Below are 24,953 nucleotides of genomic sequence, written 5' to 3'. Positions count from 1 at the left end.
CGATGGAAAAGATGAAGACGATGGATTCGATGAAGGGGAGCTACCGTTCGTTCGGCTTCGAACTCGTTCTGGATTTCATCATCATGTACCTGGTGATGTACACGATGATCGCGTCCCTCAATCACTTCTACTTCAACCTCAACAACGTCTACATGACGCTGATGATGGTTTCGCCGATGGCGATCCTCATGCTGATCTTCATGCGATCGATGTATCCGTCGAAACGGACCAACCTGCTGATCGGCGGAGCCGCGGCCCTGGTGTTCGCGGTGAGCTTCTACGGCATGCGGACCCAGGCGGCGGTGGGCGACACCGAGTTCCTGCGCTCGATGATTCCCCACCATTCCGGCGCGATCCTGATGTGTCAGCAGGCGTCGCTGGAGGATCCGGAAGTGCTCGGTCTGTGCGAGGAGATCGTCAGCTCCCAGGAGAGGGAGATCGCCCAGATGAAAGCCATCCTGGCGCGGCGCTGATCCAGCGCCAGGCGACGGGAGTTTCCGGCCCGGTCGGCTCTGCGGCAGCGTGTCGCGAGGGCCGACCGGGTCGCCTGCGTAAAACCCTATAGATCGTCGCCTCGCCGAGGCGCGGTTCTGACTTTCAGGAGTATCTTATGAAGCTAGATCGTCGACTGCTGCTGCGCGGCGCCGTCGCGGGCGGCGGTCTCGCCGCCTTGCAGGGCCTGATGCCCGCCTGGGCGCAGACGGGCTCGCCGGGGCTGCGGTCGGACCTGCCTACCCTGACTGGGCCGAATATCGATCTGACCATCGGTCAGACACCCTTCACCGTGAACGGGCGCACCGCGACCGCCACGACCATCAACGGCGTGCTGCCGGCGCCGGTGTTGCGGCTGCGTGAAGGCCAGAACGCCCGTCTGGCGGTGACGAACACCCTGGACGAAGACACCTCGATCCACTGGCATGGGATTCTCCTGCCCTTCCAGATGGACGGGGTGCCCGGGATCAGCTTCCCAGGCATTAAGCCGCGCGAGACCTTCGTCTATGAGTTTCCGATCAGGCAGTCCGGCACCTTCTGGTACCACAGCCACTCCGGCCTGCAGGAGGCGCTCGGCCATTACGGGCCGATCGTCATCGATCCGGCCGGCGCCGATCCGGTCGCCTACGACCGCGAGCATGTGCTGGTCCTGTCGGACTGGAGTTTCATGCATCCGCACGAAATCCTCGACAAGCTGAAGAAGAGCCCCGGCTACTTCAACCGGCAGCGCACGACCCTGGCGGGCCTCTTCTCCGGCGAGGACCGCATGAGCCTGGAGGAACGGCGCATGTGGGGCCAGATGCGGATGGACCCGCGCGACATCCTCGACGTGAATGGGACGACCTACACCTATCTGATCAATGGACACGGCCCGCAGGAGAACTGGACCGGCCTGTTCCGACCCGGCGAACGGGTGCGGCTGCGCATCATCAACGCCTCGGCCATGTCGATCTTCAACGTCCGCATCCCCGGCCTGCCGATGACGGTGGTCCAGGCCGACGGCGAGAACGTGCGTCCGGTCGAGACCGACGAGTTCCAGATCTCCGTCGCCGAGACCTATGACGTCATCGTCCGACCGACCGAAGACCGGGCCTACACCATCGTATCCGAGGCCATCGACCGTTCCGGCATGGGGCGGGCGACCCTTGCTCCGCGCCTGGGGATGACCGCCGAGGTTCCGCCGCTCCGCGAGGTTCCAAACCTGACCATGAAGGACATGGGCATGGGGGACATGGGCGGGATGGGCGGCATGGACCACGGCTCGATGGGAGGCCAGCCGGGCGGCGCCATGGCGGGGATGGATCATGGCGCCATGACCGGCGCCTCCGGCGGCGCCATGGCCGGGATGGATCACGGCGCCATGGCGACCCAGTCCACGGGTGCGATGACCGGGATGGACCACGGCTCCATGGCCGGCATGAGCATGCGCGATCCCGCCAACGCGCCGCCGGACATGGCGGTGGGGGTCGGCGTGGACGCCATCGCCATGGCGCCGGCCAACCGCATGGGCGAGCGCCCGACGGGACTGGCCGACGTACCCCACCGCGTGCTGGTCTACACCGACCTGGTCTCGCTGACGCCCAACAAGGACCAGCGTCCCCCATCGCGGACCATGGAGATCCACCTGACCGGCAACATGGAGCGGTTCATGTGGGGCTTCGACGGAAGAAAGTTCAGCGAACTGGTCGAGCCGATCCGCTTTGAGCGGAACGAGCGGGTGAGGGTGACCCTGGTCAACGACACCATGATGGCCCACCCCATCCACCTGCACGGCCACTTCTTCGAACTGGTGACCGGCGGACCGGCGGGCCACCAACCGCTGAAGCATACGGTCAACGTTCTCCCCGGCGGCAAGGTCACCTTTGACCTGACCGCCGACAATCCCGGGGACTGGGCCTTCCACTGTCACATGCTGATGCACATGCACGCGGGCATGTTCAACGTCGTCACCGTCCGCCCGATGGCAGGAGCTTCGTCATGATCCGTCGGTCTGTGGGTCTCGTCCCTCTGCTCCTCGCGGCCTCGGCCGGCCCGGTGTTCGCCCAGAGCCACGCCGGGCACGGCGCGGCGGCTAACGCCGTCCAGCCCGCCGTCCAGCTGCCCGCCGGTTGCGTCCGGCGCGGCGCGCCGACGGCGGATCCCTCCCGCGTCGGAACGCTCGGGGCGCCGGCCTGCCCAACCGGCGCCGTGCCCGAGCGCGCGCCGGCGTCGGCGGACCCCCACGCCGGGCACGACATGTCGACGATGGGCCAGACCGCGCCCGCGCCGACCATGCCGGCGGGACATGACATGTCGACCATGCAGAGCGGCCAACAGCCGGCCGGCGCCGGTCAGCCGAATCCTCACGCCGGGCACGACATGTCGACGATGCGGCAGACCGCGCCCGCGCCGGCCATGCCGGCGGGACATGACATGTCGACCATGCAGAGCGGCCAGCAGCCGGCCGCCGCCGGCCAGGCGGACCCGCACGCCGGGCACGACATGTCGACGATGCGGCAGACCGCGCCCGCGCCGGCCATGCCGGCGGGACATGACATGTCGACCATGCAGGCCGGCCAACAGCCGGCCGCCGCCGGTCAGCCGGATCCCCACGCCGGGCACGACATGTCAACGATGCGGCAGACCGCGCCCGCGTCGGCCATGCCGGCGGGACATGACATGTCGACCATGGGGCAGATGCCCCCGGGTCATGACATGTCGGCCATGGCGATGCCGCCCGACGTGCCGACCAGCGCGGACAACCCGGGACGCCCTCCGGAAATGCCCGTTCCGCCCGGGGCGACCAGCGGCCCCGCTCACGCCGCCGATACCCTGTTCGATCCCGCGGAGATGGCGGCGGCCCGCGAACAGCTTCGCGTCGAGAATGGCGACGTGCGGACCACCGCGGTGATCATCGACCAGCTCGAAGCGAGTTTCGGAGACGGCGAAGAAGGCTACGCGCTGGACGCGCAGGGCTGGACCGGCGGCGACATCAACCGCTTCTGGTGGAAGTCGGAAGTCGAGGGCGACTTCGACGGCGAGGTCGAGGAAGCCGAGATCCAGGCCCTTTACAGCCGGGCGTTCCGGCCCTTCTTCGACTTCCAGACGGGTCTGCGACAGACCTACCGTCCGGAGGGCGATCGAACCGATCTGGTCGTGGGCGTTCAGGGCCTCGCGCCCTACTGGTTCGAGGTCGATGCGGCGGCCTTCCTCTCCAACAAGGGTGAACTCACGGCGAGGGCGGAGGCCGAATACGATCAGCGGATCACCAACCGCTGGATCGTGCAGCCTCGCGCTGAAGTCGTGCTGTCGGCCGAGGACATCCCCGAGCTCCGGATTGGATCCGGCCTGACGTCGATCCAGATCGGGGCTCGGCTGCGGTACGAATTCCACAAGGAGTTCGCCCCCTATGTCGGCCTGGAATGGACCAAGAGCTTCGGGAATACGGCGGACTTCCTCGAAGCCGATGGGCGAAGCTCGGAAGACACGCGCCTCGTCGTCGGCATCCGGACGTGGTTCTAGCGAAGGTCGGCGGCGGCGGGCCTCGTCTGATCCTTGGCCCCGATAGGCGGTCGCGGATCGTCGCCGAGGCGCGGCGTCCCCGGTCTCGGCGGCTGGAAAGGACGGGGAGGTCTCGGTGAGGCCGCGGCCCCTCTCGGCCGTGGTCATCGACCTCGACGACACCCTGCTCTCGGCCTACCGCCGGCCGGATCTGGCCTGGCGGAGCGTCTGCTTGATGATGCAAGCCGAGCTGGGCGGCCTCGCCCCGGATATCGCGGCGCAGGCGCTCACGCGGGCCGGGCAGGCGTTCTGGCGCGACCCGCGGTGTCATGAGTTGGGTCGCGCCGACCCACGACACGCGCGGCGCCTCATCGCGACAGCGGCCTTCGAGACCCTGCTTCGGGAAGGCCATCCCGCACCGGCTTGCGAAACGGTCTCGAGCCTCGCCGACGCCTTCAGCCGGCGGCGGGACGAAGAGATGCGGCTCGAGGCGGGGGCTGAGGCCCTGCTGCTCGACTTGCGCGACGCGGGCTATCGCCTCGCGCTTCTCACCAACGGCGCCGGACCGTTGCAGCGCGCCAAGATCGAACGGTTCGGTCTCGAACCGTATTTCGATCACATTCAGATCGAGGGCGAAGTCGGCGTGGGAAAGCCCTTTCCCGACGCGTTCAGGCGTGCGTTCGCCGCCCTGGCCGTCGAGGCCCCCGAGGTCTGCGTGATCGGCGACAGCCTCGAATGGGACATCCGTCCGGCCAAGGCTCTGGGCTGTCGGACCGTGCTGTATGATCCGGAACGGGCCCTTGAGGCCGAACCCCGTCGCAGCGACGCCGACGTGGTGGTCAGGACCTTGACGGGCCTGGCGCGTTGTCTGCCTGCGCTTCACACTCAGCGTGAATGAAGGGTTCGGCGTGCGGGATACCGCCGCGTCGCTTTTAAGCCGCCCGCGATCGAGGTGCGCCAGATCGACGATCCGATCGCGCAAGAAAAACGCCGCGCGGCTCGCCGCGCGGCGTTCCCCACTTCGGTTTCGGCCCCTCAGGAGGCGGGAGGCCGCCTCCTCAGTGAACCATGAAACGGACGACGCCGTTCATCTGATGGCCGTCGGCGCCCTTCGCGGTCCAGGCGGCGGCGTAGGTGCCGGGCGCGAGGGCCGGAAGCGGGGCGCTGACGGTGACCGCGGGTGCAGCCTCCGCTGACAGGGCCACATCGACCGCCTGGTTCGACGGTCCGCCGGTCAGGCGAAGGGACGTCAGGACCATGGCGTGCGGGAAAGTCGCCGAGAAGGTGGTCGGGGCGGAGGACAGCATGGCGTTGTCCGCCGGAGTGGTCGCCACGCCATTGGCCGGCGCCTGCATGGCGGCGTGGTCCTGCGCCGACATGCCGGCATGCGACTGGCTCTGGGCCTGGGCGGCCGACAGAGGAGCGAAGGCCGCGAGGGCGGCGAGAGTGGCGAGTATTGAACGGTTCATCGAAAACTCCTGGACTTCAAGCGAACTACTGTTTGGGCGGCATGGTCATGCCGTCCATCTTCGACATGTCATGGCCGGCCATCGGATCGGCAGGCGGCGGTGTCGGCTCTGGCGCGGGCGCGGGCCGGGGGGCCGGGCGGGGCGCCGATGCCTTGGGAGGCGCGGCCGGGGTTGATGCGGCAGGGGCGGGCGTGGCGGCCTGCGGCGGCGTCGCCTCGGGGGTTGCGGCCGGCACGGCTTCCATCGGAGCCATCGCTGAAGCGTCCGGCGTCGGCTCGGCGTCCACCGGTTGAGGCTCGGCGGCGGGCTGGCAGGCGCCCAGGGTGACCGCCGCGGCCGCGGCGAGGATCGGCAATCTCATGTGGCAAGCTCCTGATAAGAGGGCGACGGTCAGGTATTTCCATCGACGCCTTCATACTGGTTTACGCGGGCGAGCGCCGCAGCCCTCGCCGTCCGGCCTTCATCCGCGTCATTTCGGAGCCGGCGGGACGTCGCCCGCGCCGCCCAGGACATCGAACAGCTTGCGACGGGCGCGCGCGACGCGCGTCTCCACCGTCTTGACGGTCACGCCGAGAATTTCGGCCGCTTCCGCCTGGCTGCGCCCCTCGATCGCGGTGAGCAGCAGCGGGGCCTTGAGATGCGGCGGCAAAAGGCTGATCGCCTCGTTCAGACGGGCGAGTCGGTCGCCGGCCTCCATCCGTTCATCCGCCGGCTCGTCGCCGTTCGCCACGGCCAAGGCTTCCGGCGATGCCAGATCGACGTCGCCCCGGATCAGGCGTCGGACGAACCGGCGGCGGCTCCAGTCCCGGCATTTGTTGAGCGCTATGGTCCGGATCCAAGCTTCGAAGGGCCGGGTCGGGTCATAGCGGCGGATGTTGATCCACGCCGCCGCATAGGTCTCCTGCAACAGATCCCACGCATCCTGTTCGTCGCCGACATAGCGCCGGACGAAGCGGAACAGGGCCGTCTTGGTCTGCTGCATCAGCGCGCCGAAGGCCGCCCGATCGCCGCCGGCGGCGCGCGCTGACAGGTTCGCTGGACTCTCCACCCGGAACGCTAGCCTTCGTCGGGCGCGAGAGCCGCCACGATGCGGTCGTCGAAGACCTCGGCCTGGGCAGGGGTCAGCACCGACCGCATCTCGAAGACGTGGGCTATCGTCTCCTTCTGAAGGGCGCCCATGGCGACGTGGAAATGGTCGACCGCGGCCTGAACCGGGGGACCGTCGCCGTCGCTCTGTTCGATCGCGCGCGCCAGCTCGAGGTTGGCCGCGCGGACATCGGCTTCGAGCGCGGGCCGACGCGCTGCGAACCGGGCCTCGACCGCCTCGATGCGCGTCAACTGGTCAGGCGACAGCTTGAGATCGTGGTGCACGATGTCGTGCAGGGACGGCGGCTCGCGCCGGCTCAGCACCCAGCTGGCGCTGATCCAGGTGCCCGCGCCGCTGGCGACGGCCGCCAGCACGGCCGTCAGGACGATCGCGCGCCAGCCGCGCATCACCGCCCGGTTTCCAGTCTCACCAGAGGCGACAGGCCCGCATCGACCGTGAAGATGGCCATCTCTCCCGGCGGGCTCGGCGCGGCGGCCGCGCCGACGCCGCCCGCCGTCAGACCGGTGGCGAGGGCCACGGCGACCGCGCCGAGACGGACCTGCGTGGCCAGTCGTTCGCCGCGAAGCGTCTCGACCCGGCTCCAGACCAGCGGTTCGAGCCCGTCGAGCGACCGGCCGATGGGCGTCATCGCGGACTCGGCCAGAATGTCATCCAGTTTAAGCGACATCGAACACTCTCCTTGCGCCCCTACATCCTACTACGGCCAAGACCGTGACATCCCTCGGGCGAGGGGGCGGACCTCGCGCTGCGTAGATAGCAGAAGGGACAGGAGTGGAGAGGGTTTATGACATCACGCGGATTTTTCCCGGCATTGGGACTCGCGCTCGCCTTGTCGGTGAGCGCGCCCGCGATCGCGCACGAGGATCATGACGCCCCGGCGGTTCGCGGCCAGAGCGCCGCATCGACCGCCGAGGGGCCGCAATCGGACATGATGGCCATGCCCGGCATGGCGGCCGACATGGACCACGGGGCCATGATGGCGGACGAGGGTCCGAAACCCATGCCGCAGCGCCTGTACCGCTGGCTCGGCGCCATGCACCCGGCCGCGGTGCATTTTCCGATCGCCCTGTTCCTCGTCGCCGCCCTCCTCGAGATCGCCGCCCTGACCCTCCGGCGTCCGGTCCTGACCCAGGGCACGCGCGTCATCATCGCCTTGGCGGCCATCTCCGCGGTCGGCGCAGTGGCATTGGGCTGGTTCGCCATGGGGATGCCGGGACGGGACGACGCGACCCACGCCTCTCACAGATGGCTCGGCACTTCGATCGCCGCGCTGGGCCTCCTCAGCTGGTGGGCGAAGGAGCACTGGGTCCGCCGGCCGGGGCCCGGGCGCGAGAGAGTCTACATCGGCCTGTTGACGCTCACCGCCGTCGCCGTCGTGATCAACGGCCTCTTGGGCGGCATGCTGACCCACGGCGTGAGACATCTGATGTTCTGAAGGCCGCGCCGTCGTTCAACCTTGTCGTTTTTTCACCCACGCCCGTCCGACACACCTTTCGCGGCCGGCAAACAGGAGCCTCGCCCACGATGTTTCGTTCAACCTTCGCCGGACTGGCGGTCGCCGCTCTCCTCGCCACCGCCTCGCAGGCCCAGACCGCGGACGAACAACAGGTCCGCGCCGTGGTCACCGCCTACAAGACCGCCATCGAGCGGATGGATGTGTCGCAGACGCCGGCCCTGTTCTGGTCCGACTCCGAAATCTTCGAGAACGGCGGCGTGGAGGGATCGTTCGCCTACTATCTGGAGCACCATCTGGGTCCTGAGTTCGCCGATCTCGCTGGGTTCGACTTCCGCGACCACGACATGAAGATCGAGGTCGATGGCGATACGGCCTTCGTAAGCGAGACCTACACCTACCACATCACCTTCAAGGACGGCGCGCGAGCTCCCATAGAACGCCGCGGCGCCGCGACCAGCGTCCTGCGCAAGCGAGGTGACGAGTGGAGGTTCGACATCTATCATTCCTCGGCGCGGCCTTTCCGTCCGGCGGCCTGAGCGCGACCGCGACGGTCAGCGCCGTTTGCACATCGTTTTCTTGAGGTCTCATGGGATCCCACTCCATTCCACTCTCACGCCGCAGTCTCATCGCCATGGGAACGGGCGCCCTGGCGGTCGCGGCCTGCGCCCCGGTCGGTCGCGCGTCGAACGAGCTCGCCGTCTACAAGACGCCGACCTGCGCCTGTTGCACGGCCTGGGTGGATCACATGCGCGCCGCGGGCTTCGAGGCGCGGATCAGCGAGCTTCCCAGTCTCCGCTCGATCCGCAGCACCCAAGGCGTGCCCGAAGCCCTCGCGTCCTGTCACACCGCCCTGATCGGGGGCTATGTTCTGGAGGGCCATGTGCCGGCCGAGGACGTGAGACGGCTTCTGGCCGAGCGTCCCAAGGCCGTGGGCCTGGCGGTTCCGGCGATGCCCCTGGGGTCGCCGGGCATGGAGACGCCGGACGGCCAGCGCGAGCCCTATGAGACCCTGCTGATCCTCGAGGGCGGCGGCACACGCGTCTTCGCGCGTCACGGCTAGTCGGGTTCGTTCCATGAAGGTTCTCAGGCTGTCGACCCAGCTTCACAAATGGGTCGCCCTCGTGGTGGGGCTGCAGGTTCTGTTCTGGGTCGGCGGCGGTCTGGTCATGACCGTCATTCCGATCGAGACGGTGCGTAGCGAACATCGCGCGGCCGAACTCAAGCCGGCTCTGCTTGAGGTTGGAGCTCTTCCGACCCTCGCCGTCGTGGCCCGTCGCGCGGGCGTGGCGCCAATCCAGGCGGAATTGCGCACGACGCCGCGCGGGCCCGCCTGGACGCTGAAACCGACGGATGGAGAGCCCGTCGTCGTGTCCGCCGTCACAGGCCTTCCTTTCGGGCCGATGTCCGCTGGCGAGGCCTCGGCGTTCGCCCGGACGGGCTACAAGGGCGAGGCGAAGGTGTCCGACGCCGTGCTGCTGGCCACGGCGCCTCAGGAAACCGGCCGGACAGGACCGCTCTGGAGGGTCGATTTCGCCGACCGCGAGCAGACGACCTTCTACCTGTCGCCGGCAACCGGAGAGGTGGTGACGCGCCGTTCGGGCGTCTGGCGGTTCTACGACTTCTTCTGGCGGCTCCACATCATGGACTGGAAGACCGGCGAGAACTTCAACCACCCGCTGATCATCATCACGACCGTTCTCACCCTGAGCATCGTGATCACGGGGATCATCCTGCTCTGGATCCGTTTGGCGCGGGATCTGAAGGCGTTCAGGGCGTTCCGGCGGCCGGGCGGTCCTGGAAATTAGGGTGCAGAGGGCGCCCCTGATCCAGGCAGCGAAACGATAAACCTTGGTCAGGGACGGCACTTGGTGCCGCCGAGGGGCCAGGTCGTCGGTAATTGAATCGGGGTGAACCCTCAAATCTTAGACGATAAACCGATCCCAGGCGCCGTAATGCTCCTTGCTTCGGCGGCCGCGCGGAAGGCTCAGCACCATGACGGCCAAGCCGGTGAGCACTACGGAGATCGTAGAGATCAATCCGCTTTGCTCCATGATCCATGGGCTAAGCACCAGCCAGGTCGCCAGGACAATGTTCAGCAAGCGGAGGGGCCGCGCCACTTCCGCCATGGCAATGACGGAGGTTGTTACAATCAGGGCTCCGATCAGGTGATCGCTGTCAGCGAGAGGCGCCTCAGTCCCGACGGCCAGTCGCGAGAACATCAGCCAGACCCCAAGTGCCGCGCAGACCACCAGGGTCCATGGCGCATTGACGCCCCGCAGCGCCGAGGCGGCTGCGGCCGGAACTCCATCCCCGAACCCGGCCCGGCGATCAATCGTCCCGCCGGGCAGGGCGTCGCCGCGAAAGAAGGCGCGCCAGAAGGGCCGTCCTCGGCGGGTGTTCAGCACCATGAACTGTCCCATGGCGACCAGTTCGTCGAGGGAATAGGGGATCATGATCAGCATGGCGATGCCCGCCGCAATGCAGAGCGTGCAGTAGGTGCCAATGACGATAGGCTGGGCGATGATGAAATAGATGCTGACCACGCCGAGCGGAACGACGACGATACCGAACAACAACACCATCCACGGCATGGTGCGCCACCGCGCCCGGCCGCCCATCGCCCCCATCAGAATCTCGATCATATAGGTGATGGTCCCGACCCCGCCGTCGGCAACCGGCCAGGCCTTGGACATGTCGGAGGTGATGACGCGCTCGGTTCCGTTGAGCGGCCCGGGAACATTGAAGAACGGCTCCCAAACCCCGTCGATATGGCCTAGCTGATAAGCGGTGAGAATCCTTGACAGCACGAGACCGACCAGGCCCAGGGCGATGATCGGAACGCGCTGGAGATAGGTCGAAGGACAATAGCTCCAGCCCGGCGGGGTGTCAGTCTCGTCCATCATCCCTTCCATGCTCATCCCCGGCATCATCGGGATCAGGATGGTCAAGGCCACCACCAGGGCGCCGACCAGCATGTCGTTGCTGTAGACCGCCGCGCTCGGCGTCCAGAACAGGATGGAGGCGCCGAGCAGCCAGATACCGATGACGGTGTTGGCCCATTGGGCCCAGCCGCCCCTCGGCGACATGGAGAACCCGGCGAAGACCATGATCAGGACGCCGCTGATCACGTCGTTCCAGCCGCTCAGGGCGTTGCGAAGGGCGGGCGCCCACAGATTCCGTTCCTCGGTGACCGTCAGGATGGCGGCCGAGAACTCGGTCTGGGTGAAGACGCCGAAGATTAACGGAACCGTCGCCAGCCACAGGCCCAACCCCATGGTCAGCCAATGCACCCACAGCATGTCGAAATGCATGCTGCGCATGGAGCGGGTGTGCTCGGCGAGCATCCGACTGTGTTCCGCCGGCTTCATGGCGTGGGCCCGCCCCGCCGCCGCCTCGACCTTGTCGTCAGCGACCCTGGCCGCGTTGAGCCTGTTGGCCTGATACCAAGCGAAGGGGTCGGCCTTCAGCCCGGCGACGATGGTCGGCAGGCTCTTGCGTAGGGTGTGTTTCGGAGACCAGCCCAGATGGGTCCGCGCCGCAGTCAGGTCGAGCTCATAGTGGTCTCCGGAGATGTCGACCATCCACGGCCGGATGAAACCATCCTCATCGAAGACGGCGCTTTCCGCCCAGGCTCCCGCCTTGGCGGCGGCCTTGGGAATGGAGAGCGTCTCCCATGCCTCGTCGTGGATCAGCCGACCGAGATCGCGCTGGATTTCGTCATAGGTCATCACGTCGGTCTCACCGAGCAGGACCGGAAAGTCCTCTGGCAGATCCGCGCGTCGATCGATCACCCGAGCGATGGCGGCCATCAGGTCATCAAGGTGCAGGGAGGGCTGGCCGGTGGCCAGACTGCCTGGATAGATCCGCGCGCTGGCCCGTTTCTCGTAAATGCGGGCGATTTGCTGGACCAGGAAGGCGGAGTGACCGCCGTCGTCATAGATACCGGCCGGCCGCAGGAAGACGGCGGGGATCTTGCCGCGCTTTTCGCGGATCAAGGCCTCGGTGAGAACCTTGGATTCGCGATAGGGCAGACTCGCGTCGAGCGGCGCGGTTTCGTCGATCGGCCGGCCCGGTTCCGTCGGCTGGTGCACCAGCATGGTGCTGGAGAAGACAAACTGTTCGACGTCGAAGGCCTGGAGGCCGTCCAGGAGGCGGCCGGTTCCGCGCACCGTCACCGCCTCGTAGCGCGGGTCGGGCTCGCCGCTGAGGTCGAAGAAGGCCGCCAGATGGATGACGGAAGCGATCTTGCGCCCGTATCCTGTCCGGACCCGGTCGAACGCCGCCTCGACGCTGGCGTCATCCGCCAGGTCGATGCAGACGCATTCGGCGCCGGCAGGGGGATGGGGCGGCAGGTCGCGATCGAAACCGATCACCCGGAAGCGTTTGGCCAGACGTTTGACCAGGGCCGAGCCGATGAAACCGCTCGAGCCGGTAACGATGACGACCGGCCGATCGCTGGCTGGAGCCGCCATCACCCGCGCCCCCGCAGACATTTGATCAGGGCGGCGATCGCGAGCAGCAGAGCGACGATCACCAGAAGGCTGACCAGCCCCATGCCGCCCATCATCCAGCCCATTCCGCTTTCATCCATCATCGCGCGTTCTCCTTGTTCAGGCCCGTCCGAAGACGGGCCCCCCGCGGGCCTCGGCGTCCGACTACTGCGGGCGCAGGGCGGTGACCTCATTGACCCCGTCGTGGATCGAGACGTCGAAAGCGACCCGGTCTCCGACCCTGGCGTCCGCCAGCACAGCGGCCTGGGCCGTGAAGGTCATGGCCATGGCCGGCCAGCCCACGTCCGGGATCGCGCCATGATCGATGGTGACGGTGCCGGCCGAGGCGTCGACAGCCGTGATCGTGCCTGTGCCGGCGCCGGTCTTGGCGTCCTGCCCCTCCGCCATCGGCATGCCGGACATATCCGGCGCCCCCGGCATGTCGGACGCGTTCGACGCCATGGGCATTTCAGAGGCGGGAGCCGGGTCGGCGGCCGGCGCGGTCTCGGATTGACCGCAGGCGCTTAAGCCGAGGGCGGCGGCGGCGGACAGGATCAGGGCGTGGTTCATGGTGTTTCTCCTTGGATTGACGTCTTCGAGCGAGACCTGCGGCGTCGCAGCAGCAGATAGCCTGCGGGAATAACGAGCATGGACAGCAAAGGCGCCGTCAGCATGCCGCCGATGACGGGCGCGGCGATGCGGCTCATCACCTCCGAACCGGCCCCGTGGCCGATCAGGATCGGGAAAAGACCGGCCAGGATTACCGCCACGGTCATGGCCTTGGGCCGAACCCGCAGCAGGGCTCCTTCGCGGACAGCGGTCTCGACCTCGGCCGGTTCGGAGTTTGGACCCCGGTCGTTGAGCGCAGTCTTCAGATAGATCACCATCACCACGCCGAACTCGGCCGCCAGACCGGCCAGGGCGATAAAGCCGACCCCGGTCGCGACCGACTGGTGATAGCCCAGCAGATACAGCAGCCAGACCCCGCCGGTCAGGGCGAACGGCAGGGTGGCCATGATCAAGGCCGCCTCGTCGAACCGCCCGAAGGTCAGATACAGCAGCACGAAGATGATCAGCAGGGTGGCCGGGACCACGATCTTCAGCCGTTCGGCCGCGCGCGTCAGATATTCGAATTGCCCGGAATAGGCGATGCTCACCCCGGGACTTAGAGTTATCTTTTCGGCCACCGCCGACCGCAGGTCGCCGACGACCGAGGCCAAGTCACGGCCACGAACATCGATATAGACCCAGGTCGTGGGGCGGCCGTTCTCCGACTTCAGCATCGGCGGACCGTCCGTGACCTGAAGGTCAGCGACCGTGCCGAGGGTGATCTGCTGGCCCGAGGGCGTCAGCACCGGCAGGGCCTGGAGCTCCGACAGGCTGTCGCGGATCTCGCGCGGATAGCGGACACTGATCGGATAGCGGGCCAGCCCCTCGACCGTCTGGCCGATGGTTTCGCCGCCGACCGCCCCCGCGACGATGCTCTGGACATCCGCGATATTGAGACCGTAGCGGCTGGCCGCCTGTCGATCGATGTCGATATCGATATAGCGCCCGCCCGTCAGCCGTTCGGCCAGGGCCGAGCTGACGCCGGGCACGGTCCTGGCCACCGCCTCGACCTCGGCGGCGATCCGGTCGATGGCCTGGAGGTCGGCGCCGGAGACCTTGACCCCGATCGGGCTTTTGATCCCGGTGGCCAGCATGTCGATGCGGTTGCGGATCGGCGGCACCCAGATATTGGCCAGACCGGGGACGCGTACCGCCGCATCCAATTCCTCGACCAGCTTCTCCGGCGTCATCCCGGGCCGCCACTGGTCGCGCGGCTTGAAGCGGATCGTGGTCTCGAACATCACCAACGGGGCGGGGTCGGTGGCCGTATCCGCCCGGCCGGCCTTGCCGAACACGCTCTCCACCTCGGGCACAGAACGGATCATGCGGTCCGTCTGCTGCAGCAGTTCGGACGCCTTCGCCGCTGACAGGCCCGGCAAGGCGGTCGGCATATAGAGCAGGTCACCCTCGTCCATCGGCGGCATGAATTCGCCGCCCAGCTGGCTGATCGGCCAGGCCGAGGTGGCGAACACCGCCAGGGCGATCAGCAGGGTGGCGCGGGGACGCCGCAGCACCCAGTCGAGCGGTCGGCGGTAGATGTGGGTCAGCCAGCGGTTGATCGGATTGCTCTGCTCGGCCGGGATCCGGCCCCGGATCAGATAGCCCATCAGCACCGGCACGAGGGTGACCGACAGGATCGCCGCCGCCGCCATCGCATAGCTCTTGGTGAAGGCCAGCGGCGCGAACAGCCGCCCCTCCTGGGCCTGAAGGCTGAACACCGGGATGAACGACAGGGTGATGATCACCAGGCTGAGGAACAGGGCCGGTCCCACCTCGACGGCGGCCTCGGTGATCACCCGCCAGCGGGCTTCGCCTGCAAGGGTCTGATCGGGATGATCATGCTCCCATCGCTCGATATGTTTGTGCGCGTTCTCGATCATGACCACGGCCGCATCGACCATGGCCCCGACGGCGATGGCGATGCCGCCCAGCGACATGATGTTGGCGTTGACGCCCTGCAGATGCATCAGGATGAAGGCCGCCAGCACGCCCAGCGGCAGGGTGATGATGGCCACCAGGGCCGAACGCGCGTGCCACAGGAACAGGCCACAAACGAGCGCGACGACGATGAACTCCTCGAGCAATTTGGTGCTGAGGTTTTCGATGGCGCGATCGATCAGCTGCGAGCGATCATAGACGGTTACGACCTCAACGCCCGCCGGCAATCCGGCCTTGAGGGTTTCCAGTCGCTCACGCACCGCCGTGATCGCTTCGCGCGCATTTCCGCCCGACCGCAGGATCACCACACCGCCGGCGACCTCGCCCTCGCCGTTCAACTCGGCGATGCCGCGTCGCATTTCCGGGCCGATCTGTATCGTGGCGACATCGCCCAGCTGAACCGGAACGCCGCCCGCGGCCGTGCGGATCGGCACGGCGCGGAAGTCGTCGAGGGTGGTCAGATAGCCGTTGGCGCGCACGACGAATTCGGTCTCGGCCAGCTCCAGGACCGAGCCGCCGGCTTCGCCATTACCCTGCCGGATCGCCGCCACGACCTGTTGGTGAGTGACGTCGTAGGCGGCCAGTTTGGCGGGGTCGAGCACCACCTGATACTGGCGCACCATGCCGCCGATGCTGGCGACCTCGGCCACGCCGGGGACGGTCTTGAGCTCATAGCGCAGGAACCAGTCCTGCAGGCTGCGCAGCTGCGACAGGTCATGCTGACCCGTGCGGTCGACGAGGGCGTATTCATAGACCCAGCCGACCCCGGTGGCGTCCGGACCCAGCGCGGGTCGGACGGTGTCGGGCAGGCGGTCCTGGACCTGGCTGAGATACTCCAGCACCCGCGAGCGGGCCCAGTAGAGGTCGGTCCCGTCCTCGAACAGCACATAGACATAGCTGTCGCCGAAGAAGGAATAGCCGCGCACCGTGCGGGCTCCGGGCACCGACAGCATGGTGGTCGCGAGCGGATAGGTGACCTGGTTCTCGACGATCTGCGGGGCCTGACCGGGATAGGAGGTGCGAATGATCACCTGCACGTCCGACAGGTCAGGGAGAGCATCGACCGGGGTGCTGCGCACGGCCCAGAGGCCGCCGGCGACCAGCGCCAGCGTCGCCAGCAGGACGAGGAAGCGTCCATTGACCGAGGCCCGAATGATGGCGGCGATCATCGGCTCGCCTCCCGCCGGGTCAGGCTGCGGATGGTAGGATTGCCGCCGACCCTGTCGAAGGTGAAATCAACCCGACTTCCGACTGAGAGGCCGGCCAGCGGAACCGCATCCGGCACCGCAAAGGTCATGGTCATGGCGGGCCACTCCAGAGCCGGCACAGGGCCGTGCGCCAAGGTGATTGAACGGCCCCCGATGGCCTGCACGCGCCCACTCGCCCGGTAGGTTGGGGTCGCAGCCGTTGCCGATACCGGTCCCGGCGCCGAATTCGCGGCTCCGGTCTGCGCCCTGGCCTGCTCCAGGCTGCGCGCTTCGATCCCGGACAGACTGGCCTCGGAGTCGAACAGGAACTGACCCGAGGCGACGACCCGTTCGCCGTCACGCAGTCCGGCGAGAATCTCCGACTGCCCCCCGGCCTCGCGCCCGACCCGGACCTCGGCCGGTTGATAGCGCCCGCCCTCCGTCGCCAGCATCACCAGGGTGCGCTGGCCGGTGCGGATCACCGCCTCCGACGGCACCAGCAGGGCCGGCGTCGACGAGCCGCCGAAGGTGATCTGTCCGTACATGCCGGGGCGAAGCCGCCCCCCCGGATTGCGCAGTTCAATCCGCGCCGTCAGGGTCCGGCTGTCGCCGGCGACCTCTGGCAGGAGCGCCGTCAATCGACCGGCCTGCCGCTCGCCCGGGAAGGCCGCCAGGCTGACGTCGACCGATCGACCGACCCGAAGCTGCCCCGCCAGGGCCTCGGGCACGGCGGCGTTCAGCCAGACGGTCGACAGGCCGTTGATCTCGGCCAGGGTCAGACCCGCGGGCACGCTCATCCCTGCACGCACGCCCAGGGTCTTGATGGCGCCGCTGATGGGGCTGGTGATGGTCACCGTGGTGCGCGGACGACCGGAGCGCTCGACCGCCGTGATCAGAGGCTCCGGCATGCCCAGCAACAACAGCCGCTGGCGCGCCGCCTGGATCAGGGCGGCGTCATCGGTGCGACGGACCGCGAGGTATTCGAGCTGGGCTCCGCCCCAATCCGGTATTAGCAGGTCGACTAGCGGCGCCCCGGCGGCGATGACGTCGCCGGGCGCGCGTCCGTAGACCCGCTGGACGAAACCAGCCGCGCGCGCCTGAACCACGGCCAAATCCCGTTCATTGTAATCGATCACGGCGCTGGCGGTCAGATCCCCCTCAAGCGTGCCTGATCTGGCCGTGGCGAACCGGACACCCAGGTTCTGAACCAGCGCCGGGTCAATGCGAACGCCCGCCGCCGAGCCTGTCCCCTCATCGGCATAGCGCGGCACCAGCTGCATATCCATGAAGGGCGACTTGCCCGGCTTGTCGAACTTCTGGGCCGGGACCATGGGGTCGTACCAGTAGAGGACCTCGCGTTCGCCCGCAGCGGCGGGAACGGGCGCCTCGCCGCCTCCCAGCCGCGTCAGTCCAAGAGCGGCCACGCCGCCAAGGATCACCAGCCCGGCCGCGTAGGCGGCAAGGCGAAGCTTTCTGCGCCCAATGCGGATCATTGATCGCTCCCGTAGGTCAGGGTGAAGAGAACCGCCCGGCGCGCCACTTCGGCCTCTTTGTCGAGGACGTCCAACCGGCCGTCGGCCAAGGCGGTGAAGGCGTCCAGAATCTCCAGAATCCCGGCGCGGTCGGCCGCGTAGCTGGCGGTTTCCAGATCGGCTCGCGTGCGCAAGTTGGGCAGAACAACATCCCGGGCGCGAATCCACTGGGTTCGAGCGGCTTCATATTCCGCAATGTCGGTCAACAGTTTCGCCGCCCACTCCCGCTCCGCGGCCTCGCCTTCTGCACCGACCCGGCGAGCCGCTGCCCCCCGCGCTGCTATGATTGGCCCCTGTCGCGTGTCTTGAAATAGTGGAAGACGCACGCTGGCTCCCAGCGAAACCAAATCGCCGAACATCGGGTCTCGGCGGGCATAGCTGACTTCGAACGCCCAGTCGGGGCGACGACCGGCCCGTGCGAGATCTAGCTCTGCTTCCGCTCGCCTCTCGAAAGCGTCGTAGGCGCGGACAGTCGGAAGTCCCGAGAGATCGACGTCCACATCCTCAGGCTCGAGGTCGATTACGGGCGGTGATCCGATGGTGGTGGGGGCCGGATCTCCGGTCCAGCGTGAGAGTTCAGCGCGCGCCCTTGCAAGGGCGATTCTCAGGGCGTCGCGGCGATCTTCTAGAGAAGCGCGAAGCTCAACAGGCCCCAGGATCTGCGCTGGTCGACCTGCGCCCGAGGCGAGGCCGGCGGGGGCGCTGTCCCACAGAGGATCAAGGTTGGAGAGCACCTCCTCCAACAGCTTCAGTCTTTGCTCAGCGTAGTAAAGTTCGATCCAAGCTTGGCCGGTCGCGGTCCGGACCTGCCACCGAACTATTTCTTCTCGAGCTCGGGCAACGCCGATGTCCGCTTCCGCGATGTCGCGTTCGGCACGACGCCGGGCCCGGCTGGGGACATCCTGCTGCAGTCCGATCTGGACGTTCGTCATCATGACGCCATCAAACCGGCCAGACGCGGGGCCGGAGACCGGGAATCCGTTGAGGCCGAACTTTAGACGCGGGTCGGGAAGACGACCGGCCGCCTCAGCCGAAGCCTCGGCCGCCTCGACGTCCAAGGTTCGAGCGCGGACAATTGGCGCGTCCGAATTCGCCAGGGATTGGGCCTGATCATAAGTCAGAGGTTCGGCGCGCGCGTAGCCGGCGGCAGAAAGGCTGCAACCGACGACGGCCGCGCGAACCCAGCCAGACGCGATGCGGCGCGCCCTGCCGGAAAATCTGTATAACAAGATAAGGACTCCTGACCCGCTCCAATTCCGAAGAATTGGAGATCAGCCGTTCAACCATAGCCCGGCGGCGCACAGGCGTCGCGGACTCACGATAAAGCGGTCAAGGTCAAGATTTTGGCGGATCTCGAGGCGGCGAGGGGAAAAGCCCGGCTAACGGGTGGCTGACCGAGCGATAAGCAAGAGAAAGTGTCGGGGCCGGGCGATCAATAGACGGGCTGATCGCAAGCACCGGCGAAACCAGACCACAGCCCATCTTGGCGATGCAGTCCGCCGTCAACTCTTTACATGGCGCCTTTTGAGGACGCGGAGCAGCATCCGCTGAAATCACGCCCATGTCGGGGCAGTCCTTCATTTCAGCCGGAGCCTCAGCCGGCGTCATGAAGATGGCTGTCGCTCTCGCTTCCGATTGTGCGACGAAGCCGACAAACGCCAATGAAACGATCAGTATGCGCAGCAAGCTCCACATTCCTCGATCATTCCACACCCCGATCACTGACGCAAATGTCATCAAAGGCGGTGAGCTCAGATCCGATCCGCATGCAGCTAAAGGAGGTGGCGCCACACCTTGCATGTCCCCTCTCTCGCCGCGTTCGAAGACAAAGGATGCAGCGACCCTGCCAGAGCAGTTGATATCCATTCTGCGGCGGCAGATTTTCCCTCGCCGGAGAGCGAACGTCCGTCGCCTCCCGTCGCCGCCCTTGAGGCTGTAGAGCAGGAACAGCGGCGCGCCGAGGAGCACGACCGCGCCGCTGTATTGAAGCCAGCGGAGTGCGATGACCGCGACTTCAAGCACGGGGTCACCGAACCGAGAAGGCGTAGGATCCCGTCATCCGGTGGCCGTCGCTCGACGCGATGCGCCAGTCGACGCGATAGGCGCCGGCCGTCAATGGGCGAGCCAGGGTTCCCGTCAGGGTCTTTCCGTCCTCCGATGCCGAGACCCGGATCGCGACCTTCTCACCTGCTGCGTTGACGACGTCGAAGCTGGAGAAGGCGGGCACGCTGCGCTCGCTAAAGGTCAGGCTCACCGTCCGCGTCGGCGCGACCGTGGCGTTCGCCGCCGGCGAGGCGCTAACCAGGCGGGCGTGAGCCGCCGCGGGGCCAGCGACCAGAGCAACGGCCGTCGCGATGGCGACGAAGGGGGCAGGGTTGAAGTTACGCATACTGGGTCTCCAGACGTTCTGCCGGTTACGGCGTTATGGTTCTCTACGCGCCGTAGGGGCGCGTCCCTCAATGATGGACGATCGCGGCCGATCCAGGGACCGGCTGCGATCCTGCTCAGGCGACCCCGTAGCCGGCCTGCTCGATCGCCGCCCGGACGCGGCCCTCGTCGGCGTCTCCCTCCACTCTGAGCGTCCCGGTGGCGATCTCAATCTCCATCCGGGCCGCGGGCGCGACCTCCAGCACGGCGGCCCGCACCGTCGCGGCGCAGCCGCCGCAGGTCATCCGCTCAACCTTCAACTCGATCATCGTCATCTCCTTTGTCGATCGACGATCAGGCAGGTGGGGTTTCCCAAGATGGGAAGGTCAAGGGGTGCTGCTCAATCTCCGTCCTTCGCAAGACACGAGCCCATGACGCAGGCGCACGCTCACGGCGTATCGTTGAACCGTCTAGCCTTCGCCGCGACGCTTCATTGCCTGTCGGGCTGCGCCGTGGGCGAGGTTATCGGGATGGCCGTCGGAACGGCGCTCGGATGGAGCGCCCTGCAGACCATCGCCCTTGCCGTCGGTCTGGCTTTCATCTTCGGCTACGCCTTCACCATGGTCCCGCTGCTGCGGGCCGGATTGGCGTTCGGGGCGGTACTGAAACTGGCTTTGGCGGCGGACACGGTCTCGATCGCGATCATGGAGATCGTGGACAACGCGATCATGCTGGTCATTCCCGGCGCGATGGACGCTCATCTGGACTCGCCGCTCTTCTGGGGCAGCCTCGGAGCCGCGCTCGCGATCGCCGGCGCCGCCGCCTTTCCCGTCAATCGCTGGCTGATCGCGCGGGGTAAAGGTCACGCGGTCGTGCACGCTCATCATCGTCACTGAGCCGTCCGGTTGACCGCCGAGACCGGAACAGCCGGCCGGTCCCATCCGTTGCCCCGGTTTCAAGAACAAGGACTGGGAGAGTGAAAATGACAATGGGTTGGGGCCGGTTCGCCGGCATGATCGCCACCTCGACGGTGGTGATGTTCTTCCTCATGTATCAGCTGGTTTACAGTTGGGATCACGTCTTCTTCAGTCTGAACCGGATGATGGCGTCGCTCATCATGGGCTGCGTCATGACCATTATCATGCTCGGGTTCATGTGGGCCATGTATGAGGGCAAGCGCACAAAGACCGTGATCGTGGTTACGGCCGCCGTCCTTGGCGTCGCGCTGCTCTACATGAACCGCTCGCAGACGCTGGTCAGCGACTCGAGCTTTATGAAGGCGATGATCCCGCATCATTCGATCGCGATCAATAACGCTCGAAAGGCGTCGATCAGCGACCCCCGTGTGCGAGAACTGGCGGACGAGATCATCTCCAGTCAGGTTCGTGAGATCGAGGAAATGAAGCTTCTTCTCGCCGACATCGATCAAAATGGAGAACGCGCTGACCAACCGTTACCGGCCCGCCCGGCGGTGCTCACGCCCGACATGCAGCCGAAAATCCGGGAGGCGGTGCGATAGGCTAGGAGCGATCGCGCCGCCAAGCGACGTCGTGTGACGCTGCTTTGGCGGGGTCCTTGACCTTCCCATGACTGGAACCTTCATCAAGGGCGGGACTTCGATTTTGGAGACCGTCCCGATGACAACTACGCCCTTGCGAATCCTCGACGTTCCCGTGCTGGGCATGACCTGCGCCAGCTGTGTCGGGCGGGTCGAGAAGGCCATCCGAGCCGCGCCCGGCGTGAAAAGCGCCACGGTCAACCTCGCGGCCGAACGCGCGCGAGTGGAGCTGGACGGCGCCGGCTCTGCGGCGGCGGTGACCGAGGCGATCCGTTCCGCCGGCTACGAGCCGATCGAACGCACCGTCGAACTGAAGATCACGGGCATGACGTGCGCGAGTTGCGTCGGCCGTGTCGAGCGCGCGCTGAAGGCGGCGCCCGGCGTCCTCGATGCGCACGTCAACCTGGCGACGGAACGCGCCACCGTCCGGGTTCTGGAAGGCGCCATTGACGCCCGCGCCCTGACAGAGGCCGTGGCCAAGGCGGGCTACGCCGCCGAGGCGGCTTCCGCGCCCGAAGCGACCAGCGAGGATCGCGAGCAGGCTTCGCGAGCGGCCGAAATCGGCAGCCTGGGACGCGCCGTCGCCGTCGCCGGCGCCGCGACCCTTCCCCTGTTCGTCATCGAGATGGCGCTGCACTTCGTTCCCGGCGCCCACGGCTGGCTTATGGACTCCATCGGCATGACGCCATGGCGGATCATCAGCTTCGTGCTGGCGACCTTCGTGCTCTTCGTTCCGGGTCTGCGCTTCTACCGCAAAGGCGTGCCGAACCTGGTCAGGCTGACGCCGGACATGAACTCGCTGGTCGTGCTCGGCGCCACCGCCGCCTGGGCTTTCTCGACCGTCGCGACATTCTTCCCCCAATGGCTGCCGGACGGGACCGCCAACCTCTATTTCGAGGCGGCGGCGGTGATCGTCACCCTGATCCTCGTCGGCCGCTGGTTCGAAGCGCGCGCGAAGGGCCAGACCAGCCAGGCCATTCGCCGTCTGATGACGCTCCAGGCCAAGACCGCCCGCGTCGAACGGGGTGGATCGGAAATCGAACTGCCGATCGATCAGGTCACGCCCGGCGACGTGATCGTCGTCCGGCCCGGCGAACGCGTTCCGATCGACGGTTCGGTGCTGTCCGGCGGCTCGTATGTCGATGAGTCCATGCTGACCGGCGAGCCGATCCCGGTCGAGAAGATCGAGGGCACCAAAGTCGTCGGCGGCACGATCAACACCACGGGCGCCTTCCGCTTTCGGGCTGAGAAGGTGGGCTCTGAGACCGTGCTGGCGCAGATCGTGCGTATGGTCGAGGCGGCCCAGGGCGCCAAGCTGCCCATCCAGGCGCTGGTCGACAGGATCACCGGCTGGTTCGTGCCCGCCGTCATCGCCGTGGCCGTGCTGACCTTCGGAGTCTGGCTCGTTTTCGGCCCGCAGCCGGCGCTGGGCTTCGCCCTCGTCAATGCGGTCGCGGTGCTGATCATCGCATGCCCCTGCGCCATGGGACTTGCGACCCCGACCTCGATCATGGTCGGGACTGGCCGCGCCGCCGAACTCGGCATCCTGTTCCGCAAGGGAGAGGCGCTTCAGGCGCTCCAGAGCGTCGAGGTCGTCGCCTTCGACAAGACCGGCACCCTGACCGAGGGACGGCCGGAACTGACGGACCTCACCGTCGCCGAAGGCTTTGCCGAGGACGAGGTGCTCAGCCTTGTCGCCGGGCTGGAGACCCGGTCGGAGCATCCGATCGCCCGCGCCATCATCAGGGCCGCGGAGGAGCGAGGTCTGCCGGTTCCTGATCCTGAGACCTTCTTGTCTCGTCCCGGCTTTGGCGCCGAGGGCCGGGTCGCCGGACGATCCGTTCAGGTCGGCGCCGACCGGCTGATGCGCGGCTTGAGCCACGATCTTACCGTCTTCGCCGTCCAGGCCGAGCAATTGGGAGAGGAGGGCAAGAGCCCGCTCTACGCGGCGATCGACGGCCGCTTGGCAGCGATCATCGCCGTCGCCGATCCGATCAAGCCCACAACCTCGGCCGCCATCGCCGCCATTCACGCGCTGGGTCTGAAGGTCGCGATGGTCACCGGCGACAATCGCCGCACGGCCGAGGCCGTCGCCCGCCGCCTCGGTATCGACGAGGTGCACGCCGAGATCCTGCCGGACGGCAAGGTCGAGGCGGTCCGCGCCCTTCAGATCGGCGGCCGTCGCGTCGCCTTCGTCGGAGACGGCGTCAATGACGCTCCAGCTCTCGCGGCGGCGGATGTCGGCCTCGCCGTCGGAGGCGGAACGGACGTCGCCATCGAGAGCGCGGATGTGGTCCTGACCGGCGGAGACCTCCGCGGCGCGGTGAACGCTGTCGCTCTGTCGCGCGCCACGATGGGCAACATCCGTCAAAACTTGGTGTGGGCGTTCGGCTATAACGTCGTGCTGATCCCCGTGGCGGCGGGTTTGCTGTTCCCGCTGTTCGGTTGGTTGCTGTCGCCCATGCTCGCGGCCGGCGCGATGGCCCTGTCGAGCGTCAGCGTACTGACCAATGCGTTGCGTCTGCGCGGCTTCAAGACCCGCTTCGAAGGAGATGTCGCATGAACATCGGCCAGGCCTCCAAGGCGACCGGCGTGTCGACCAAGATGATCCGCTACTACGAGTCCGTCGGCCTCATCCGGCCAGCGGACCGCACGGATAGCAACTATCGCGACTTCGGCGAGCGGGACATCAACGAGCTGCGCTTCATCCGGCGTGCCCGAAACTTGGGCTTTTCAGTCGAAGAGATCGGTCAGCTGCTCGCGCTTTGGAGAGACCGCGCGCGCCCCAGCCGCGAGGTCAAGACGGTCGCGGAAAAACACGTCGCGGATCTCGATGCCAAGATCGCTGAGATGCAGTCGATGGCCGACACACTGCGGCACCTTGCCCACTGTTGCGCGGGCGATGATCGTCCCGATTGCCCGATCCTGTCCGACTTGGCAGGGCCATCGGCGGGTAGTGTTGCGCCTTCGTTGTAGGGGACAGCCGTGCGACCTAGGAACTGAATTGGCCATGGTCGAGAACCCGGATCAGTAGCAGGGCCGTGACTGGACGTGTCGGTGCCGGCATGGCCCCCTACCGACACAACAGGGGGCGACCATGGGCATCGTGCGATTGGGTGCGGACGGGAGCGTGGAAGTGCTGGAGCGGAGCACGCCGGAGGAGGCTGCCCGCGCGCAGGAGGGGTTGCTCAATCTGGCCCGGGCTCTCGGCCGACTGGCGGCTGCTCGCGACTTTGACGCGGCGAGACCGAGGGGCGCCGCTGCGGC

Annotated in this window: 26 protein-coding genes; 12 read left to right on the top strand and 14 right to left on the bottom strand. The window is 67.0% G+C overall.

What is annotated here, in order from left to right; all coding sequences use genetic code 11:
- The first annotated feature begins 2 nt into the window (after positions 1-2).
- From H2037_RS09065 to H2037_RS09050, 4 genes are all read left to right on the top strand, one after another.
- On the top strand, positions 3-473 hold the full coding sequence (locus H2037_RS09065) for a DUF305 domain-containing protein (RefSeq protein ID WP_152950394.1): 471 nt from the start codon (positions 3-5) through the stop codon (positions 471-473).
- A gap of 137 nt (positions 474-610) precedes the next feature.
- Positions 611-2,473, top strand: coding sequence for a copper resistance system multicopper oxidase (locus H2037_RS09060; RefSeq protein ID WP_112862310.1), 1,863 nt, complete (start codon positions 611-613; stop codon positions 2,471-2,473).
- Positions 2,470-3,993, top strand: a complete 1,524-nt coding sequence (locus H2037_RS09055) for a copper resistance protein B (RefSeq protein ID WP_292120574.1) — start codon at positions 2,470-2,472, stop codon at positions 3,991-3,993. Before H2037_RS09060 ends, H2037_RS09055 begins: the two co-directional genes overlap by 4 nt.
- Positions 3,994-4,132: 139 nt before the next feature.
- Complete coding sequence (locus H2037_RS09050) at positions 4,133-4,870, top strand: HAD family hydrolase (RefSeq protein ID WP_066551037.1); 738 nt, start codon at positions 4,133-4,135, stop codon at positions 4,868-4,870.
- Positions 4,871-5,030: 160 nt separating this feature from the next.
- Here H2037_RS09050 and H2037_RS09045 read toward each other — a convergent pair whose 3' ends face one another.
- From H2037_RS09045 to H2037_RS09025, 5 genes are all read right to left on the bottom strand, one after another.
- A complete protein-coding gene (locus H2037_RS09045) occupies positions 5,031-5,441 on the bottom strand; it encodes a copper resistance CopC family protein (protein WP_066551038.1) in 411 nt (136 codons plus the stop codon).
- A 25-nt stretch (positions 5,442-5,466) separates the two neighbouring features.
- Positions 5,467-5,802 carry a hypothetical protein gene (locus H2037_RS09040; protein ID WP_066551041.1) on the bottom strand — a complete coding sequence of 112 codons (336 nt, stop codon included), beginning with the start codon at positions 5,800-5,802 and terminating at the stop codon, positions 5,467-5,469.
- 108 nt (positions 5,803-5,910) lie between these two features.
- On the bottom strand, positions 5,911-6,489 hold the full coding sequence (locus H2037_RS09035) for an RNA polymerase sigma factor (RefSeq protein WP_054765333.1): 579 nt from the start codon (positions 6,487-6,489) through the stop codon (positions 5,911-5,913).
- 8 nt (positions 6,490-6,497) lie between these two features.
- The gene (locus H2037_RS09030) at positions 6,498-6,938 is read right to left on the bottom strand and encodes a periplasmic heavy metal sensor (protein WP_112862307.1); all 441 of its coding nucleotides are present in this window, start codon (positions 6,936-6,938) and stop codon (positions 6,498-6,500) included.
- On the bottom strand, positions 6,935-7,216 hold the full coding sequence (locus H2037_RS09025) for a hypothetical protein (protein ID WP_066551049.1): 282 nt from the start codon (positions 7,214-7,216) through the stop codon (positions 6,935-6,937). The genes H2037_RS09030 and H2037_RS09025 overlap by 4 nt, the downstream gene beginning before the upstream one ends.
- A gap of 144 nt (positions 7,217-7,360) precedes the next feature.
- Between H2037_RS09025 and H2037_RS09020 the strand changes: the two genes are divergently transcribed.
- The 4 genes from H2037_RS09020 (at position 7,361) to H2037_RS09005 (ending at position 9,810) form a co-directional block, all read left to right on the top strand.
- Positions 7,361-7,984 (top strand): DUF2231 domain-containing protein, encoded by a 624-nt coding sequence (locus H2037_RS09020; RefSeq protein ID WP_292120566.1) that lies wholly within the window; start codon positions 7,361-7,363, stop codon positions 7,982-7,984.
- Between the two features lie 89 nt (positions 7,985-8,073).
- Complete coding sequence (locus H2037_RS09015) at positions 8,074-8,541, top strand: nuclear transport factor 2 family protein (protein WP_054765336.1); 468 nt, start codon at positions 8,074-8,076, stop codon at positions 8,539-8,541.
- A 50-nt stretch (positions 8,542-8,591) separates the two neighbouring features.
- Entirely contained in the window at positions 8,592-9,065 is a 474-nt protein-coding gene (locus tag H2037_RS09010) for a DUF411 domain-containing protein (protein ID WP_201462415.1), read from the top strand.
- 13 nt (positions 9,066-9,078) lie between these two features.
- Entirely contained in the window at positions 9,079-9,810 is a 732-nt protein-coding gene (locus tag H2037_RS09005; protein ID WP_292120560.1) for a PepSY domain-containing protein, read from the top strand.
- 117 nt (positions 9,811-9,927) lie between these two features.
- Here H2037_RS09005 and H2037_RS09000 read toward each other — a convergent pair whose 3' ends face one another.
- The 9 genes from H2037_RS09000 to H2037_RS08960 all read right to left on the bottom strand — a co-directional run bounded on the left by H2037_RS09000 (position 9,928) and on the right by H2037_RS08960 (position 20,457).
- Positions 9,928-12,477: a vitamin K epoxide reductase family protein gene (locus tag H2037_RS09000; protein WP_292120557.1), complete on the bottom strand. Its 2,550-nt coding sequence runs from the start codon at positions 12,475-12,477 to the stop codon at positions 9,928-9,930.
- Complete coding sequence (locus tag H2037_RS08995) at positions 12,477-12,599, bottom strand: hypothetical protein (protein ID WP_267904126.1); 123 nt, start codon at positions 12,597-12,599, stop codon at positions 12,477-12,479. Before H2037_RS08995 ends, H2037_RS09000 begins: the two co-directional genes overlap by 1 nt.
- 61 nt (positions 12,600-12,660) lie before the next feature.
- Positions 12,661-13,065 carry a copper-binding protein gene (locus H2037_RS08990; RefSeq protein ID WP_201462418.1) on the bottom strand — a complete coding sequence of 135 codons (405 nt, stop codon included), beginning with the start codon at positions 13,063-13,065 and terminating at the stop codon, positions 12,661-12,663.
- On the bottom strand, positions 13,062-16,211 hold the full coding sequence (locus tag H2037_RS08985; protein WP_201462419.1) for an efflux RND transporter permease subunit: 3,150 nt from the start codon (positions 16,209-16,211) through the stop codon (positions 13,062-13,064). The genes H2037_RS08990 and H2037_RS08985 overlap by 4 nt, the downstream gene beginning before the upstream one ends.
- Complete coding sequence (locus tag H2037_RS08980; RefSeq protein ID WP_292120545.1) at positions 16,208-17,722, bottom strand: efflux RND transporter periplasmic adaptor subunit; 1,515 nt, start codon at positions 17,720-17,722, stop codon at positions 16,208-16,210. Before H2037_RS08980 ends, H2037_RS08985 begins: the two co-directional genes overlap by 4 nt.
- Complete coding sequence (locus H2037_RS08975) at positions 17,719-18,990, bottom strand: TolC family protein (RefSeq protein ID WP_292120542.1); 1,272 nt, start codon at positions 18,988-18,990, stop codon at positions 17,719-17,721. Before H2037_RS08975 ends, H2037_RS08980 begins: the two co-directional genes overlap by 4 nt.
- A 106-nt stretch (positions 18,991-19,096) precedes the next feature.
- Positions 19,097-19,783, bottom strand: coding sequence for a hypothetical protein (locus H2037_RS08970; protein WP_292120538.1), 687 nt, complete (start codon positions 19,781-19,783; stop codon positions 19,097-19,099).
- Between the two features lie 4 nt (positions 19,784-19,787).
- Positions 19,788-20,150 carry a copper homeostasis periplasmic binding protein CopC gene (gene copC / locus H2037_RS08965; RefSeq protein WP_201462422.1) on the bottom strand — a complete coding sequence of 121 codons (363 nt, stop codon included), beginning with the start codon at positions 20,148-20,150 and terminating at the stop codon, positions 19,788-19,790.
- A 115-nt stretch (positions 20,151-20,265) separates the two neighbouring features.
- A complete protein-coding gene (locus tag H2037_RS08960) occupies positions 20,266-20,457 on the bottom strand; it encodes a heavy-metal-associated domain-containing protein (protein ID WP_201462423.1) in 192 nt (63 codons plus the stop codon).
- A gap of 102 nt (positions 20,458-20,559) precedes the next feature.
- On the opposite strand from H2037_RS08960, the gene H2037_RS08955 reads away from it, so the two are divergent.
- The 4 genes from H2037_RS08955 (at position 20,560) to cueR (ending at position 24,662) form a co-directional block, all read left to right on the top strand.
- Positions 20,560-21,024, top strand: coding sequence for a DUF4396 domain-containing protein (locus tag H2037_RS08955; RefSeq protein ID WP_201462424.1), 465 nt, complete (start codon positions 20,560-20,562; stop codon positions 21,022-21,024).
- Positions 21,025-21,110: 86 nt separating this feature from the next.
- Positions 21,111-21,647 carry a DUF305 domain-containing protein gene (locus H2037_RS08950; protein ID WP_292120692.1) on the top strand — a complete coding sequence of 179 codons (537 nt, stop codon included), beginning with the start codon at positions 21,111-21,113 and terminating at the stop codon, positions 21,645-21,647.
- A 118-nt stretch (positions 21,648-21,765) separates the two neighbouring features.
- Positions 21,766-24,249 (top strand): heavy metal translocating P-type ATPase, encoded by a 2,484-nt coding sequence (locus H2037_RS08945; RefSeq protein ID WP_292120527.1) that lies wholly within the window; start codon positions 21,766-21,768, stop codon positions 24,247-24,249.
- Complete coding sequence (gene cueR, locus H2037_RS08940) at positions 24,246-24,662, top strand: Cu(I)-responsive transcriptional regulator (protein WP_292120526.1); 417 nt, start codon at positions 24,246-24,248, stop codon at positions 24,660-24,662. The genes H2037_RS08945 and cueR overlap by 4 nt, the downstream gene beginning before the upstream one ends.
- Positions 24,663-24,953 lie beyond the last annotated feature (291 nt).

The organism is Brevundimonas sp. (assembly GCF_013912065.1).
In the GTDB taxonomy this organism is placed as follows: Bacteria; Pseudomonadota; Alphaproteobacteria; order Caulobacterales; family Caulobacteraceae; genus Brevundimonas.
This window is presented reverse-complemented; position numbering and strand designations above follow the sequence as displayed.